Source organism: Caloranaerobacter longqiensis (genome assembly GCF_050286925.1).
Lineage (GTDB): Bacteria > Bacillota > Clostridia > Tissierellales > Thermohalobacteraceae > Caloranaerobacter.
Genome location: NZ_JBFWFX010000007.1, coordinates 64,607 through 79,063, shown reverse-complemented (window position 1 = coordinate 79,063; position 14,457 = coordinate 64,607). Strand labels below are relative to the sequence as shown.

At 29.6% G+C, this 14,457-nt stretch carries 12 protein-coding genes; all 12 read right to left on the bottom strand.

Translation table 11 applies throughout. From position 1 onward, the window contains the following. Positions 1-58: 58 nt before the first annotated feature. A complete protein-coding gene (locus tag AB4Y15_RS07800; RefSeq protein ID WP_427339533.1) occupies positions 59-403 on the bottom strand; it encodes a histidine triad nucleotide-binding protein in 345 nt (114 codons plus the stop codon). A gap of 57 nt (positions 404-460) precedes the next feature. After that, positions 461-1,768: a tRNA (N(6)-L-threonylcarbamoyladenosine(37)-C(2))-methylthiotransferase MtaB gene (mtaB, locus tag AB4Y15_RS07795; protein ID WP_427339532.1), complete on the bottom strand. Its 1,308-nt coding sequence runs from the start codon at positions 1,766-1,768 to the stop codon at positions 461-463. Further along, positions 1,769-2,515: a 16S rRNA (uracil(1498)-N(3))-methyltransferase gene (locus tag AB4Y15_RS07790; protein ID WP_427339531.1), complete on the bottom strand. Its 747-nt coding sequence runs from the start codon at positions 2,513-2,515 to the stop codon at positions 1,769-1,771. It lies immediately after the preceding gene. Next, complete coding sequence (prmA, locus tag AB4Y15_RS07785) at positions 2,508-3,464, bottom strand: 50S ribosomal protein L11 methyltransferase (RefSeq protein ID WP_427339530.1); 957 nt, start codon at positions 3,462-3,464, stop codon at positions 2,508-2,510. The genes AB4Y15_RS07790 and prmA overlap by 8 nt, the downstream gene beginning before the upstream one ends. A gap of 201 nt (positions 3,465-3,665) precedes the next feature. Then, the gene (gene dnaJ, locus AB4Y15_RS07780; RefSeq protein ID WP_427339529.1) at positions 3,666-4,808 is read right to left on the bottom strand and encodes a molecular chaperone DnaJ; all 1,143 of its coding nucleotides are present in this window, start codon (positions 4,806-4,808) and stop codon (positions 3,666-3,668) included. Between the two features lie 63 nt (positions 4,809-4,871). Further along, on the bottom strand, positions 4,872-6,716 hold the full coding sequence (gene dnaK, locus AB4Y15_RS07775) for a molecular chaperone DnaK (protein WP_427339528.1): 1,845 nt from the start codon (positions 6,714-6,716) through the stop codon (positions 4,872-4,874). 22 nt (positions 6,717-6,738) lie between these two features. Continuing rightward, on the bottom strand, positions 6,739-7,371 hold the full coding sequence (grpE, locus tag AB4Y15_RS07770) for a nucleotide exchange factor GrpE (RefSeq protein WP_427339527.1): 633 nt from the start codon (positions 7,369-7,371) through the stop codon (positions 6,739-6,741). 73 nt (positions 7,372-7,444) lie between these two features. Next, positions 7,445-8,473 carry a heat-inducible transcriptional repressor HrcA gene (gene hrcA / locus AB4Y15_RS07765; RefSeq protein ID WP_427339525.1) on the bottom strand — a complete coding sequence of 343 codons (1,029 nt, stop codon included), beginning with the start codon at positions 8,471-8,473 and terminating at the stop codon, positions 7,445-7,447. A gap of 174 nt (positions 8,474-8,647) precedes the next feature. After that, complete coding sequence (gene hemW / locus AB4Y15_RS07760; protein WP_427339524.1) at positions 8,648-9,784, bottom strand: radical SAM family heme chaperone HemW; 1,137 nt, start codon at positions 9,782-9,784, stop codon at positions 8,648-8,650. A gap of 1,005 nt (positions 9,785-10,789) precedes the next feature. Beyond that, the gene (locus AB4Y15_RS07755; RefSeq protein ID WP_427339523.1) at positions 10,790-11,395 is read right to left on the bottom strand and encodes a VanZ family protein; all 606 of its coding nucleotides are present in this window, start codon (positions 11,393-11,395) and stop codon (positions 10,790-10,792) included. A 72-nt stretch (positions 11,396-11,467) separates the two neighbouring features. Continuing rightward, positions 11,468-11,899: a hypothetical protein gene (locus tag AB4Y15_RS07750; RefSeq protein WP_427339522.1), complete on the bottom strand. Its 432-nt coding sequence runs from the start codon at positions 11,897-11,899 to the stop codon at positions 11,468-11,470. A 653-nt stretch (positions 11,900-12,552) separates the two neighbouring features. Continuing rightward, the gene (lepA, locus tag AB4Y15_RS07745; protein ID WP_427339521.1) at positions 12,553-14,364 is read right to left on the bottom strand and encodes a translation elongation factor 4; all 1,812 of its coding nucleotides are present in this window, start codon (positions 14,362-14,364) and stop codon (positions 12,553-12,555) included. Between the last annotated feature and the right edge of the window lie 93 nt (positions 14,365-14,457).

Genomic DNA, 14,457 nt, shown 5'->3' with positions numbered 1-14,457 from the left:
AGTAGATTTCGGCACTAGATTATTATACATTAAATAGCAGTTTTATGCAACAAATATTTTAACCTGGAGGCCACATTAAGTGTCTTCCACCTAATAAATGGTAGTGCAAATGACCTACAGTCTGTCCTCCCTTTTCACCACAGTTATTCACTATCCTAAATCCATCTTGATCTATTCCTTTTTCTTTTGCTAATTTTTTTATAACCAAATGTATATGACTTATAATATCTATGTTATCTTCGTTTATATCTTTAATTGATGGTATATGCTCTTTTGGTATTACTAGTATATGAACAGGTGCTTGAGGATTAATATCTTCAAATGCTAATACTTTGTCATCTTCATATACTTTATTGCTAGGAATTTCTCCATTAACTATCTTACAAAAAATACAATCAGACACCTAGTTCACCTCCTTACTGCCCTAATTATATATTCAACAATGCCATTAAAAAATCCTTTATTTATTTACAATTTCACCTATTAAATTTTCACCTGATATTTTATTCATTTTAACAGGCAGTATTTCTCCTTCAATCGAAATATCTCCTTTAGCCATAACCCGAATATAATTTGTCGTATATCCTTCCATTAATCCAGATTTTCCTTTAACTTCCTCTTCAAATAAAACATCCATTATCTTGCCTATAAATCTTTCATTGAAAATCTTGTTAAGCCTTTCGCCTAGTTCTATTAATTTTCTGCTTCGTTCTGTTTTGACTGTGCCATCAACTTGATTTTTAAATTTTGCCGCAGGTGTACCCTCTCTTGGAGAATATTTAAAAACATGTATTCTTGAAAAACCTACTTCTTTGACAAAATTATATGTTTCTTCAAACTCTTCATCTGTTTCTCCTGGGAAACCTACTATTATATCTGTCGTCAAGCCTACATCAGGCATATATTTTCTTATAAGTTTCACTATACTTAAATACTCTTCGGTTGTATATTTTCTGTTCATTCTTTTTAAAACTGTATTGCTTCCACTTTGTAGTGATAAGTGAAAATGGTCACATACTTTTGGAAGTTTACTTAGTCTGCTCATAAACTCTTCTGTTACTATTGTAGGCTCTAATGAACTTAATCTTATTCTTTCTATACCATCAATGTCATGTATGGCTTCAATAACATCTATTAATCTTATATCCCCTAAATCTTTTCCATATGACGCTACATGTATCCCTGTTAAAACAATCTCTTTAAAGCCTCTTCGACCAAGCTTTTCTACTTCTTTTACAATATTTTGTAAATTTCTACTTCTTACAGGACCTCTTGCATAAGGTATAATGCAATATGAGCAATATTGATTACATCCTTCCTGTATCTTAATAAACGCTCTAGTTTTACCATTTACTTCATCTATAGACATTTCTTCAAATTCCCTTACTTTCATTATATCTTCAACAATTTTTATGCGTTTATTCTTTTCTTTAACCTCTTCACACAGCTTTACTATTTTATTCTTATCACTCGTACCAATAACCAAATCTACATCTTCGATTTCAAATACTTCATCAGGTGAAACTTGCACATAACATCCAACAACAGCCACAATAGATTCTTTATTCATTCTCTTTGCTCTTCTTATGAACTGTCTTGACTTCCTATCACCAAGGTTAGTAACTGTGCAAGTATTTATAACATAAACATCTGCCTTATCTTCTGCATTTACAACAGTGTATCCATTTTTTTTGAAAAGCTTAGCCATTGCTTCTGTTTCATACTGATTTACTTTACAACCCAAAGTATAAAAGGCAACAGTTTTCATCTAAATCACTCCTAAATCTCCAAGCTCATACATAACTACGGATATGGTAGTAAATCCTGCAGTTTCTGTTCTTAAAATTCTAGGTCCTAAAGAAATTATATGAGCATTAATCTCTTTTAATCTTTCTATTTCTTCTTCTTCAAAGCCGCCTTCTGGACCTATTATTATATTAATTTTACCTTTTTTATAAGTCTTTAATATATCTTTTAATCCAATTTTCATTTCATTTTCATACGGGACTAAAATAAATTCTTCACCCTTTAATCTATCAATCATCTCATTAAAAGTTATTATTTTACTAACAACTGGTATAATTCCTCTTTTACATTGTTTAGACGCTTCTTTTGCAATACGTCTCCATCTTTCTAGCTTTTTGAGTTCTTTTTTTTCACTTTCAACTTTAACTACTGTTCTTTTTGTTATTAATGGTACTATTTCAACAACCCCTAATTCAGTTGCCTTTTGAATAATCAAATCCATCTTTGTAGATTTTGGTAAGCCTTGATAAAGTATAATTTGTATCGGAGGTTCATTTTTCGATTCAAACTCTTTTTTAATAACTACCTCTACGTAATCTTTTTCTATCTCCGTTATTTCTGCAATATATTCTTTACCTTCACAGTTTGATACATTTATAATTTCACCAATATCTAGTCTTAATACATTTTTTATATGTTTTACATCTTCACCTTTAATAATTATTTTATTTTCTGCAATGTCTTTTTTATCTACAAAGAATTTATGCATTCTCTGATCCCTCTTTAATTCTAGATACTAGGCACGCCCATTCTCCCATTTTCATTTCATCAATTACTTCTAAACCATTCTTATCTAAAGCAGCTTCAACGTCTTTTATCTTATCTAATATTATTCCAGAAGCTATAAAAACTCCATCTTCTAACAAAAATTTAGGAACAACTTCTGCAAGCTTTACAATAACTTCAGCTATTATATTAGCAACAATAACATTAGCCTTTCCGTCAACTACATCCAAGAGATTACCTTTTCTAATCTGAACAGTATTAGCAACTCCATTTTTTCTAACATTTTCTTTAGCTACTTTAACAGATACTTCATCTAAATCTATTCCTATAGTACTTATTGCCCCAAGCTTAGCAGCTGCAATTGACAATATACCAGTACCACAACCTATATCAAAAACTATATCATGTTGATGAACATATTTTTCTAATTGTCTTATACACATTATAGTTGTTTCATGAGTTCCTGTACCAAAAGCCATACCAGGATCAAGCTCTATTACGATATCTTCTGGCTTTTTGTCATAACTTTCCCATGAAGGTTTAACAACTATTTTCTCACCTATCTTCTTTGGTTTATAATACTTCTTCCATGAATTGGCCCAGTCTTTTTCATAAACTTCTGATGTTGTAACTTCTCCTAACCCCTTGTCCAAATTGTATTGCGGTATTTTTTCTACGTTCTGTTTTATTAACTCTATTTTGTCTATTAAGTCTTCACTTTCTGGTAAATACCCTTTTACGATTACTCCTTCAAAGTTTTGCTCTACTAAAGTAGGGTCTATGTAATCCCAATCTCCTTCATTTTTGTTTTGGAATATTAAATCATTAGGATCTTCAATGACTAACCCCCCTACTCCAGCTTCATATAAAATATTCGATACAACCTCAACTGCTTCCGTAGTGGTTTTAATCTGGACCTCAATCCACTTCATTTTAGCCCCACATCCTTTATATTTAATCTTCTTTATTTCCACTTTATTATACCCTATTAAATTAAAAAAAACCAGCAAAAATACAAAAGTAAACTATTTATGAAAATAATGCTCATGCGAAAGCATTCGCTTTTATTTTCATAAATTTTCGAAAAAATAAGTTTGTTAAAAGTAAATCACTCCAATGAATATGGAGTGATTTTAACCTCCGAAAGCATCTTTTACTTTATCGAAAAATCCTTTTTTATGCTCGACAGCAGTATCTCCAGTAGCCTTTGCAAACTCTCTTAAAATCTGTTTCTGCTTTTCATTTAGTTTCTTAGGTACTTGTACTTTTACCTTAACATACTGGTCTCCTCTGCCGTTACCTCTGATATATGGAATACCTTTATTTTTCAATCTAAAAATTGTACCTGTTTGTGTCCCTTCTGGTATTTTGTATCTTACCTTTCCATCAAGTGTTGGCACTTCAATAGTAGCCCCTAATGCTGCCTGCACAAAAGTTATAGGTATTTCACAAATAACATCATTTCCTTCACGTTCAAAGATTTCATGAGGCAATACGTTTATATAGACATATAAATCTCCTGGAGGCCCTCCTTTTTCACCAGGTTCTCCTTCACCTCTGAGAGGTATTACTGAACCTGTATCTACTCCTGCTGGTATTTTTATGTTTATCTTTCTTAAACGACGCTCTTTACCAGTTCCTCCACAATTTGAACATGGAACTTCTATAATTTCTCCTGTTCCATGACATCTATCACAAGTTCTTACATTAACAAATTGACCAAAAGGTGTATTGTGAGCGTATCTTAGCTCTCCTGTACCATTACATTTAGGACAAGTCGTTTTTTTAGTCCCTGGTTTAGCACCTGTTCCATTACATACTGAACAGTTTTCTGTTCGTCTAATTTTTATTTCCTTTTCAACGCCAAAAGCTGCTTCTTCAAACTCTAAATCTAATGTATATTTTAAATCAGCACCTCTTTTAGGTCCTGATTTTCTTCTTCGTGAAAAGCCTCCACCAAAAGCTTCAAAAATATCATCAAATATATCACCAAATCCTCCAAAGCCTTCAAACCCACCAAAACCTTGTTCAAATCCTCCTGCTGCATTACCATTTACACCTGCATGACCAAATCTATCGTATCTTGCTCTTTTTTCTGGGTCACTCAATACTTCATAGGCCTCATTTATTTCTTTAAATTTTTGTTCAGCTTCTTTATCCCCTGGATTTAAGTCTGGATGATATTTTTTTGCTAATTTTCTATATGCTTTCTTAATTTCTTGCTCTGATGCATTTTTGCTAACACCTAATATTTCGTAGTAATCTCTCTTGCTCATTTTTTCACCACCTTTCAACATCAAAAACCAAAGCTAAATCCAGAGGATTTAGCTTTGGTTTATTTATTTATCATCATCTACAACTTCATAGTCAGCATCAACTACATTTTCATCTTTCTTTCCATTTTGTTGGTTATTTTCTTGCTGCCCAGCCTGAGCTCCATATTGCTGTGATGCCTGCTGATACATTTTTTGTGATAATGCATGGAATTCGTTAGTTAATTCCTCAGTTTTCTTCTTAATTTCTTCTATATTATCGCCTTCTAATGCTTTCTTTAATTCATCTAATTTAGCTTTAACTTTAGATTTTTCATCTTCACTTACTTTATCTCCTAATTCATTTAGTATTTTTTCTGTTTGATATACCATCGAATCAGCATTATTTCTTATTTCAACAGCTTCTTTTTTCTTCTTATCTTCTTCTGCATACTTTTCAGCTTCTTTTATTTTTCTTTGAATTTCTTCTTCAGTTAAGTTTGTAGTTGCAGTTATAGTAATTTTTTGTTCTTTACCTGTTCCTAAATCTTTAGCTGAAACATGCACTATACCATTTGCATCTATATCGAAAGTAACTTCTATTTGTGGCACTCCCCTTGGTGCTGGAGGTATACCAGTTAATTGGAATCTACCTAATGTTGTATTGTCTTTAGCCATTGGTCTTTCACCTTGTAAAACGTGAATGTCAACAGCTGTTTGGTTATCTGCTGCAGTTGAGAATATTTGACTCTTTCTAGTAGGTATTGTTGTATTTCTTTCAATCAACTTAGTAAATACTCCACCTAATGTTTCAATACCTAGTGATAGTGGAGTTACATCAAGCAATAATAAGTCTTTAACTTCTCCACTTAAAACTCCTGCCTGAATCGCTGCACCAATAGCTACACACTCATCAGGATTTATTCCCTTATGAGGTTCTTTACCAATTAAATTCTTAATAGCTCTTTGAACAGCTGGTATTCTTGTTGAACCACCAACTAAGATAACTTTATCTATATCTGATGGTGATAAATTAGCATCAGCTAATGCCCTCTTAGTAGGCTCTATAGTTCTCTCTACAAGATGAGCTGTTAATTCTTCAAACTTAGCTCTTGTTAAATCCATATTTAAATGTTTAGGACCATCTTGTGTAGCAGTAATAAATGGAAGATTTATATTTGTTGTCATAACACTTGATAATTCTTTTTTAGCTTTTTCTGCTGCTTCTTTTAATCTTTGCAAAGCCATTTTATCATTTCTTAAATCTATTCCATGTTCTTTTTTGAATTCTTCTGCTAGATAATCAATAATCGCTTGGTCGAAATCGTCTCCACCTAAATGATTATCACCACTTGTTGCAATAACCTCGAATACTCCATCTCCAATTTCTAATATTGATACGTCAAATGTACCTCCTCCTAAGTCGAATACTAATATTTTTTGCTGTTCTTCACCTTTATCTAAACCATATGCAAGTGATGCAGCTGTTGGTTCGTTTATAATTCTTCTTACATTTAAACCTGCTATTCTACCTGCATCTTTTGTTGCTTGTCTTTGGCTGTCTGTAAAATATGCAGGAACAGTTATTACTGCATCTGTAACTGGCTCTCCAAGATAACTTTCAGCATCTGCTTTAAGTTTTTGAAGAATCATAGCAGAAATGTCTTGAGGTGTATATTCTTTTCCATCAATATTTACTTTATAGTTTGTACCCATATGTCTCTTTATTGAAATTATCGTTCTATCTGGATTTGTAATTGCTTGTCTTTTTGCAGTTTCCCCAACTAGTCTTTCTCCATTTTTTGTAAAAGCTACAATTGAAGGTGTAGTTCTATTTCCTTCAGCATTTGGTATAACTACAGGCTCTCCTCCTTCAATAACAGCAACACAGGAGTTTGTTGTACCTAAGTCGATACCTATTATTTTACCCATAGTCTTCTCCTCCCTTTCAAGTTTATTTTGATATTTTTACCATACTTGGTCTAATGACTTTATCTTTTAATTTATATCCTTTTTGATATACCTCTATTATTGTATCTTCTTCATGTTCACTTGATTCTTCTTGTGCAACCCCATGATGTAATTTAGGGTCAAACTTTTCTCCAATCGCCTTTATCTCTTCTAAACCACTCTTCTTAAGTATATCCAATAATTGTTTATAAACCATTTCTACACCTTTATAGAAACTATCCTCTTTCTGACTATCATCAACTGAATCTAATGCTCTTTCGAAGTTATCTATGACAGGTAATACTTGGCATATTAATTCTTCAGATGCATAAGCGTATATTGACTCTTTTTCTTTTTCTACTCTCTTTTTATAATTTAAAAAGTCTGCTTGCAATCTTAAAAATCTATTATTTAATTCTTCTAATTCTTTCATTTTATCTTCTAGTTTTGCTTTTAATTCGTCTATATTATCTTCTTTATTATCTTCTTTATTATCTTCTTTATTATCTTCTTTATTATCTTCTTTTGATTCTTCTATAACATCATTAGCATCTTTTTCTATATCTTCTACATTTTTTTCTTCTTCATTATGTACCTGATCTTTTGTAACTTCTTGTTCATATTGATCTTTTCCCATTCATTTCACCTCTTTTCAATATTTATAAATATATGTATCCAATACATCGGGTGCAAGATAAAATCTCACACCCTTATGATACAAAATAATTCAAGATTTCGTTTAAATCATAAGCTATTGATTTTACAATAGAAACTACTTTTGAATAATCCATTCTTGTAGGTCCAATTACACCTATCTTACCTATTGTTTTGCCATTCAAACTGTACGTTGCAGTAATTAAACTACAGTTACTTACCTCTTCATAACAGTTTTCACTGCCAATAGTAATCTCAATATCATGAAAACCACTCTTTAAGAGCATGTCTACTACAGATTCCTTATTTTCTATAAATGATATAAAGCTTTTTGCTTTTGCAATATCATTATACTCTGGAAAATTAAATATGTTAGTTACACCATCCGCAAACAAATCTACCTCATACATACCATCTATTGATCGGTTTATTAATGGCAAAATGTCTTTTATCGTATCTCTTAAACTATACATCTCTTTTACAAACTCTGTTTCAATATTCTTACTTATATCTTCTATTGAACATCCTTTTAATTTACTATTTAGATAATTAGTAATCTTTTCTAACTGCTCTTCTTTTACCTCATTTTCAATTCTAAATACTGTATTTTTAACTATTCCTGTATCGGTAACCATAACAACCAACACTTTATGTTCGTCTATAGGTATTAGCTGTATTCTCTTTAATTTACTTCTTTTTATTTGAGGAGCAATTGCTAAAGATGTATAATTTGTAAGTTCAGATAAAATCTTAGCTGCATTTTGTATAACTTGTTCTATTTCTCTTATTTCTTTAAGCAAACTTAGTTTTATCTTTTTTCTTTCTTCTTCTGTAATTTTCCTTATCTGCATTAAATTATCTACATATAATCTGTATGCTTTATCAGATGGTATTCTTCCTGCTGAAGTATGAGGCTGTAATAAATATCCTAATTCTTCTAAATCTGACATCTCATTTCTTATAGTCGCTGAGCTAACTCCTAGATTATATTTTTTTGCAATAGTTCTTGAGCCTACTGGCTCTGCACTTGTAATATAACTGTGAATTACAGCCTGTAGAATTTTAAGCTTTCTATCATTTAACATCATATATACCACCTCAATTAGTTATAGAAAGCCTAATTTTTGTAATTTGTAAAACTTGTCATTTTTATTAGCACTCTATACTATCGAGTGCTAATCTTATGTTTTTAAATTATCACTGTTTTTAAAATTTGTCAATACTTTTGTGTTAATTAGTCAATAGTTATTAATTAGTAGTTAAGGAAGTAATTCTATAAAGACTAAGTTAGATAAATCGATTCCCCTTTTTGTTAACTTAATATATTCTTCTTTATTTTCTATTAAACCTTTATCTTCTAAACTTCTTAATTGCCTACCATATATATCATCTACATTTAATCCGAATCTTTTTTTAAAGTCTAATTTTTTTACTCCTTTAATTAATCTTAATCCTAATATCATAAATTCTGCCATTTCCATCTCTATATCTATTTTTTCGCTTTCTTCAATAGGCAATTTATCTTCACTTAAATACTTAAAATACTGCTTAAAATCCCCAAAATTGCTCCATCTTTTACTATTTATATTAGAATGAGCAGATAACCCTAATCCAAGATAAGGTTTTACATTCCAATATACTAAGTTATGCTTACATTCATAACCAGGCTTAGCAAAATTAGATATTTCATAATGTATAAAGTTATTATCTTCTAATAACTCTATTCCCTTATAATACATCTCCCTTTCTGTATCTTCATCAGGTAAATTTAATCTAGATTCGTTATATAGTTTATAAAATAATGTTCCCTCTTCTATTTTCAAACTATAGAACGAAATATGTTCTGTTTTTAGTGCAATAACTTTCTTTAATGTATCAATAACATCTCTTATTGTCTGACCCGGTAGATTAAACATTACATCTACATTAACATTATTAAAATCAAACTTCCTTATTAAATCATAGCTTTCTAAAAAATCTCTAGCAGTATGAATTCGTCCTATACTCTTTAGCAATTTATCATTGAAAGACTGCAGACCTAAACTTATTCTATTTATTCCCAAGTTTTTGTAATCTTTTAGTTTATATTTATCTAATGTTTTCGGATTTGCTTCTATTGTAAATTCAATTAACATAGAAAGATTAAACTTTTTATAAATATGATTTACAATATCACATAGAAATTTACTATCTATACTAGAAGGTGTTCCACCTCCAATGAATATTGTTTTAACTTTATAATCTTTTAATTCGACCGAATACAAATCTATTTCTTTCTTTAAATATTTTATATAATCTTCTATAATATATGATTTATCTGTGTATGAATTAAAATCACAGTAAAAACATTTGCTTACACAAAAAGGTATATGAATGTATAATCCTAATTCATTCATAATTAATTCTCCTTTAATTAAATTTTGAGGCACACCTAAGTGTGCCTAATTTGTTGACAAAGCAAAATATATATGAAAATGACGCTCATGCGGACGAATTTAGAAAAACTTAAGGCTCAAATTTTTAGAAAATCCTAACGCTTCCAATGAGTCGTCCTGACTCTTGAAGCTGGCTTAGCGTCCATACTAAGCCTACGGATTTTCTCAAAAATTTTCACCTAGTTTTTTTACTAAATTCTTTCAAGCATTCGCTTTCATAATCCATAGAAAATTAAAAACTTTAATTATTTATTTAAATATAATTTTTGTAATGGATTTCAACAAAATCTTCCTTGATTTATTTAAATTAAAGATTTTGTTCTTTTCATAAATATCTAAAAAAAGATAAATTCATTAACAAGCTAAGGCACACTAATGTATGCCTTAGCTTGTTTTGAAAAAGTAAATTATTCAAAAATAAGTTTGTCTACAGCCTACACCCATATATAATATATATGGAACCGATATTCTTTTTTGATTTTATTTTATTGCAGTATAATATATTATTATAACATACTAAAATACGTTAAACTATTACAATTTCGCCAGTAGTAATATAATATATATATTATATTATTACTAACTGCAAGAAAAATAATTGTACAATACAATATAAATTAAATTATTTTCTATTCTTTCCCCTTTCTTTTTTATCTCCACTCAATATATAATCAGTTATACCAGCTACTAAAATAAAAAAACAGTAACTCCTAAAAAAACAAATAATTAGAAAACCATAAAAGAGATTGCACTTTTAAAATGGTAGAAATTTAGTATTATAAAAGAACAAAATCACTTTAAAATCAAAAATAAAGACTTAGATGTATGTCATGCTTATATTATTATAATTGTTGCTTATATTTCGTTTATGTTCGTTTTATCATTTGGTCATTTAATCTATCAAATTACAACATTTATAAGGAAAAGTTATTTTATAAAAAGAAGATATCTATAAAATTCTAATTCTTAGATGTTTTCTTTACTTATTTTATATATATAACTTAAAATTGTATCGGATTTTAAATCAATTTTTAAATCAACCCTATTCAAAGCCTTAACAACCAAAATAGAAAAATTTTTAAATAGGTAGAAACCTATTATTACTCCAATAAAATTAAAAATAATATCATTGATATCGATAAAACGATAAGTATACTCTAAAAATAGCGAGATGGTTAATTGTAAAGATTCTATTATAGTTCCAAAACTTATAGCTAATATAACTAATTTTTTTCTATTAAGTTTAGTAATATATGAAATACCAAAACCAAAAGGGATAGATAACAGTATATTGTAAATAACTTGTTTACTTAATAAATAGTTAATTGATTTAAAATTAAAAGGAATTAAATTAACTCCAGATAAGAAAGTTGTTTCATTTTTAAATATTTTTGCCATAGTTATGGGTATAGGAAATAAAGTGTATTTTATTGAAATTAATAAATAGAAATAAAATATACTAAAGAATAATAGAAAAACATTTTCTTTTTTCATTACAAACTTAAGATAAATACATAATATACTTAATAGTATTAGTCCGATTATAATTATAGATATATCAAAATCTATCATAACCAAACACTCCCTATATAAATTTAAGTATATAAGCAGTCTCAATTTATTGAGACTGCTTATATATAAAATTTAGTTAGTAGTTAAAGTTCCTTCTCCTTTTAAATTATATCCATCATCATTAGACTTAGCTATTACTAAGTAATAATCTCCAGAATTCTGAAAGCCAAAACCTTTCGAAAAACTTTTTGGGCTGTTTAATTCGCTATATGGTGTGACAGTAGTATATCCAACTTTTCTATCTGGACCAAATACATCTTGGTAGACATAAACATAAACTTTATTGGGTGAATCTAAACTTCCTGGGTCTTTAGAATAAGTCCATATATCCCCGTTTATTACCATGTTCCCAGAATCCATAGCATGAATTTGACCATTATCTTTACCATTTACCACCCTATAGTCCATAACAAAACTCCAACTTTCACTATTTGCAAAAGCTGGTATACACATTACTGTTAAAATAAAGCTCATTAATAAAAAACTAGTTATTCTTCGCTTCATAATAAAAAACCTCCTTTTATCATTTTTTTATTATTGGTTGCAACCATTTAATATTATAATATGTCAATAATAAAAAATATGTAAAATTATGTCGATTGCATCCAAAATAGTACTATTTTCCTATTTTTATTTTGTTTTATTCGACAAAATAAATAGATGTAAAAAAAATGAAAATTAGACCATACATAAACATCCCATCATCAATATATTTGAATCTATTTATTTTTTATATATTCCTTTTCTTATATGGTTCTAATCTATAGATTATTAAGACTTTAATATTTCTAATTTTTAATCCTTTACAAATAGAAACAATATAATACCGACATAAAATTCAACTTTTCCAACGTTAAAACCAAATTTCTCCACTTAACAATCTAATCTCTGTAAATATACAACTGCATCGTTTACATTCCCAAGAATTATATACAAATCAGTAACTATATTATTTTTGTCGTCTACTGTCCTATTTTAAAATTAAAAAATATCCTTCTGGTTTCATATCTATAATCATGTGTCCAATATCAAAATCAGTTGTATATTACTTATTCAACAAAAAGAAAAGGAATCCTTTTTGAAATTAGGATCCCTACAAATTACATTATTTTTACTTTGTCTACACTCTGAGGCACACCTAAGTGTGCCCAGTCATTTTATTTATCATCAAATTTCAATACCGCTAAAAATGCTTCCTGAGGTACTTCAACATTACCTAATTGCCTCATTCGTTTTTTACCTTCTTTTTGTTTTTGCAATAGTTTTTTCTTTCTCGATACGTCTCCACCATAGCATTTTGCGAGAACATCTTTTCTTAATGCTTTAATAGTTTCTCTAGCGATTACTTTTGAACCAATTGCTGCCTGAATTGGAATAGCGAATAAATGTCTCGGTATAACATCTTTTAATTTTTCAACTATACTTCTAGCTCTTTCATAAGCCTTATCTCTATGAACTATTATAGAAAATGCGTCTACAAGCTCTTTGTTGATTAAAATATCTAATTTAACTAAATCCGATTTCTGATATCCCTTAAGCTCATAGTCAAAAGAAGCATATCCTTTTGTTTTTGATTTAAGTGCATCAAAAAAGTCGTAAATTACTTCATTTAATGGTAAATCATAATGCATTACTACTCTTGATTGATCTAAATATTCCATATTCTTAAATATTCCTCTTCTTGACTGACATAACTCCATTACAGCACCAACATAGTCAGTAGGTGTCATAATTGAAGCTTCAACTATCGGCTCTTCCATATACTCTATTTCGGCTACTGGTGGCAAGTTTGTTGGATTTTGAATGGTTAATATTTCACCATCTTTTTTCTTTACCTTATAAATAACACTAGGAGCTGTAGTAACAATATTTAAATTAAATTCTCTTTCTAGTCTTTCCTGAATAATTTCCATATGCAATAATCCTAAAAATCCACATCTAAATCCAAAACCTAATGCTGCAGAAGTCTCAGGCTCAAACACTAACGCAGCATCATTTACTTGTAGCTTTTCTAATGCATCTTTAACGTTATTATAGTCTTCACCCTCAGCCGGATATACACCACAGTATACCATAGGTGTAACTTTCTTGTAACCTGGCAAAGGCTTTTCAGTTGGATTTTGTGCATCCGTTATAGTATCTCCAACTCTTGCATCTCTAACATTTTTTATACTTGCAGCAACATAACCAACATCTCCAGCATTTAATTCTTTAACTGGTACTTGATTAGGTGCAAATATACCAACCTCAGTAACTTCAAAAGTTTTACCTGTTGCCATCATTTTTATTTTCATACCTGGCTTTATACTTCCTTCAACTACTCTTATATAAGTTATAACGCCTTTATAGTTGTCATAATATGAATCAAATATCAAAGCCTTCAATGGTGCATTAATATCTCCTGTAGGTGCTGGTATTTTCTTTACGATGCTTTCTAATACGTCCTCTATATTTAGTCCTTCCTTAGCTGATATCATAGGTACATCTTCACAGTCTAATCCTATCACATCTTCTATTTCTCTTTTTACTTCTTCTGGTCTTGCACTTGGTAAATCTATTTTATTAATAACAGGTATTATTTCCAAATCTTGCTCTAATGCCAGATAAACATTGGCTAAAGTTTGAGCCTCAACACCTTGTGCTGCATCGACTACTAGTAAAGCACCTTCACAAGCAGCTAAACTTCTCGATACCTCGTAGTTAAAATCAACATGACCTGGTGTATCTATAAGATTCAAAATGTACTCTTCGCCATCTTTAGCCTTATAGATTAATCTTATAGTTTGCAATTTTATTGTAATTCCTCTTTCACGTTCTAAATCCATATTATCTAATATTTGGTCCTTCATCTCTCTTTCAGTAAGAAGGCCCGTCTTCTCTATCAATCTATCAGCTAATGTTGATTTACCATGATCTATATGAGCTATTATAGAAAAATTCCTTATTCTTTTCTGTCTATCTTTCGGCATATCTATCCTCCTTACAACATGGAAGTAATTCTAAACAATTATAACACAAATACATAATATGTTAAAAGTATAAATTAATAAAATACTGATATA

Excerpts from the sequence above, each read along its gene's own strand:
- mtaB (WP_427339532.1), bottom strand. The coding sequence starts at position 1,768 with ATGAAAACTGTTGCCTTTTATACTTTGGGTTGTAAAGTAAATCAGTAT.
- AB4Y15_RS07790 (WP_427339531.1), bottom strand. The coding sequence starts at position 2,515 with ATGCATAAATTCTTTGTAGATAAAAAAGACATTGCAGAAAATAAAATA.
- prmA (WP_427339530.1), bottom strand. The coding sequence starts at position 3,464 with ATGAAGTGGATTGAGGTCCAGATTAAAACCACTACGGAAGCAGTTGAG.
- dnaJ (WP_427339529.1), bottom strand. The coding sequence starts at position 4,808 with ATGAGCAAGAGAGATTACTACGAAATATTAGGTGTTAGCAAAAATGCA.
- dnaK (WP_427339528.1), bottom strand. The coding sequence starts at position 6,716 with ATGGGTAAAATAATAGGTATCGACTTAGGTACAACAAACTCCTGTGTT.
- grpE (WP_427339527.1), bottom strand. The coding sequence starts at position 7,371 with ATGGGAAAAGATCAATATGAACAAGAAGTTACAAAAGATCAGGTACAT.
- hrcA (WP_427339525.1), bottom strand. The coding sequence starts at position 8,473 with ATGTTAAATGATAGAAAGCTTAAAATTCTACAGGCTGTAATTCACAGT.
- hemW (WP_427339524.1), bottom strand. The coding sequence starts at position 9,784 with ATGAATGAATTAGGATTATACATTCATATACCTTTTTGTGTAAGCAAA.
- AB4Y15_RS07755 (WP_427339523.1), bottom strand. The coding sequence starts at position 11,395 with ATGATAGATTTTGATATATCTATAATTATAATCGGACTAATACTATTA.
- AB4Y15_RS07750 (WP_427339522.1), bottom strand. The coding sequence starts at position 11,899 with ATGAAGCGAAGAATAACTAGTTTTTTATTAATGAGCTTTATTTTAACA.
- lepA (WP_427339521.1), bottom strand. The coding sequence starts at position 14,364 with ATGCCGAAAGATAGACAGAAAAGAATAAGGAATTTTTCTATAATAGCT.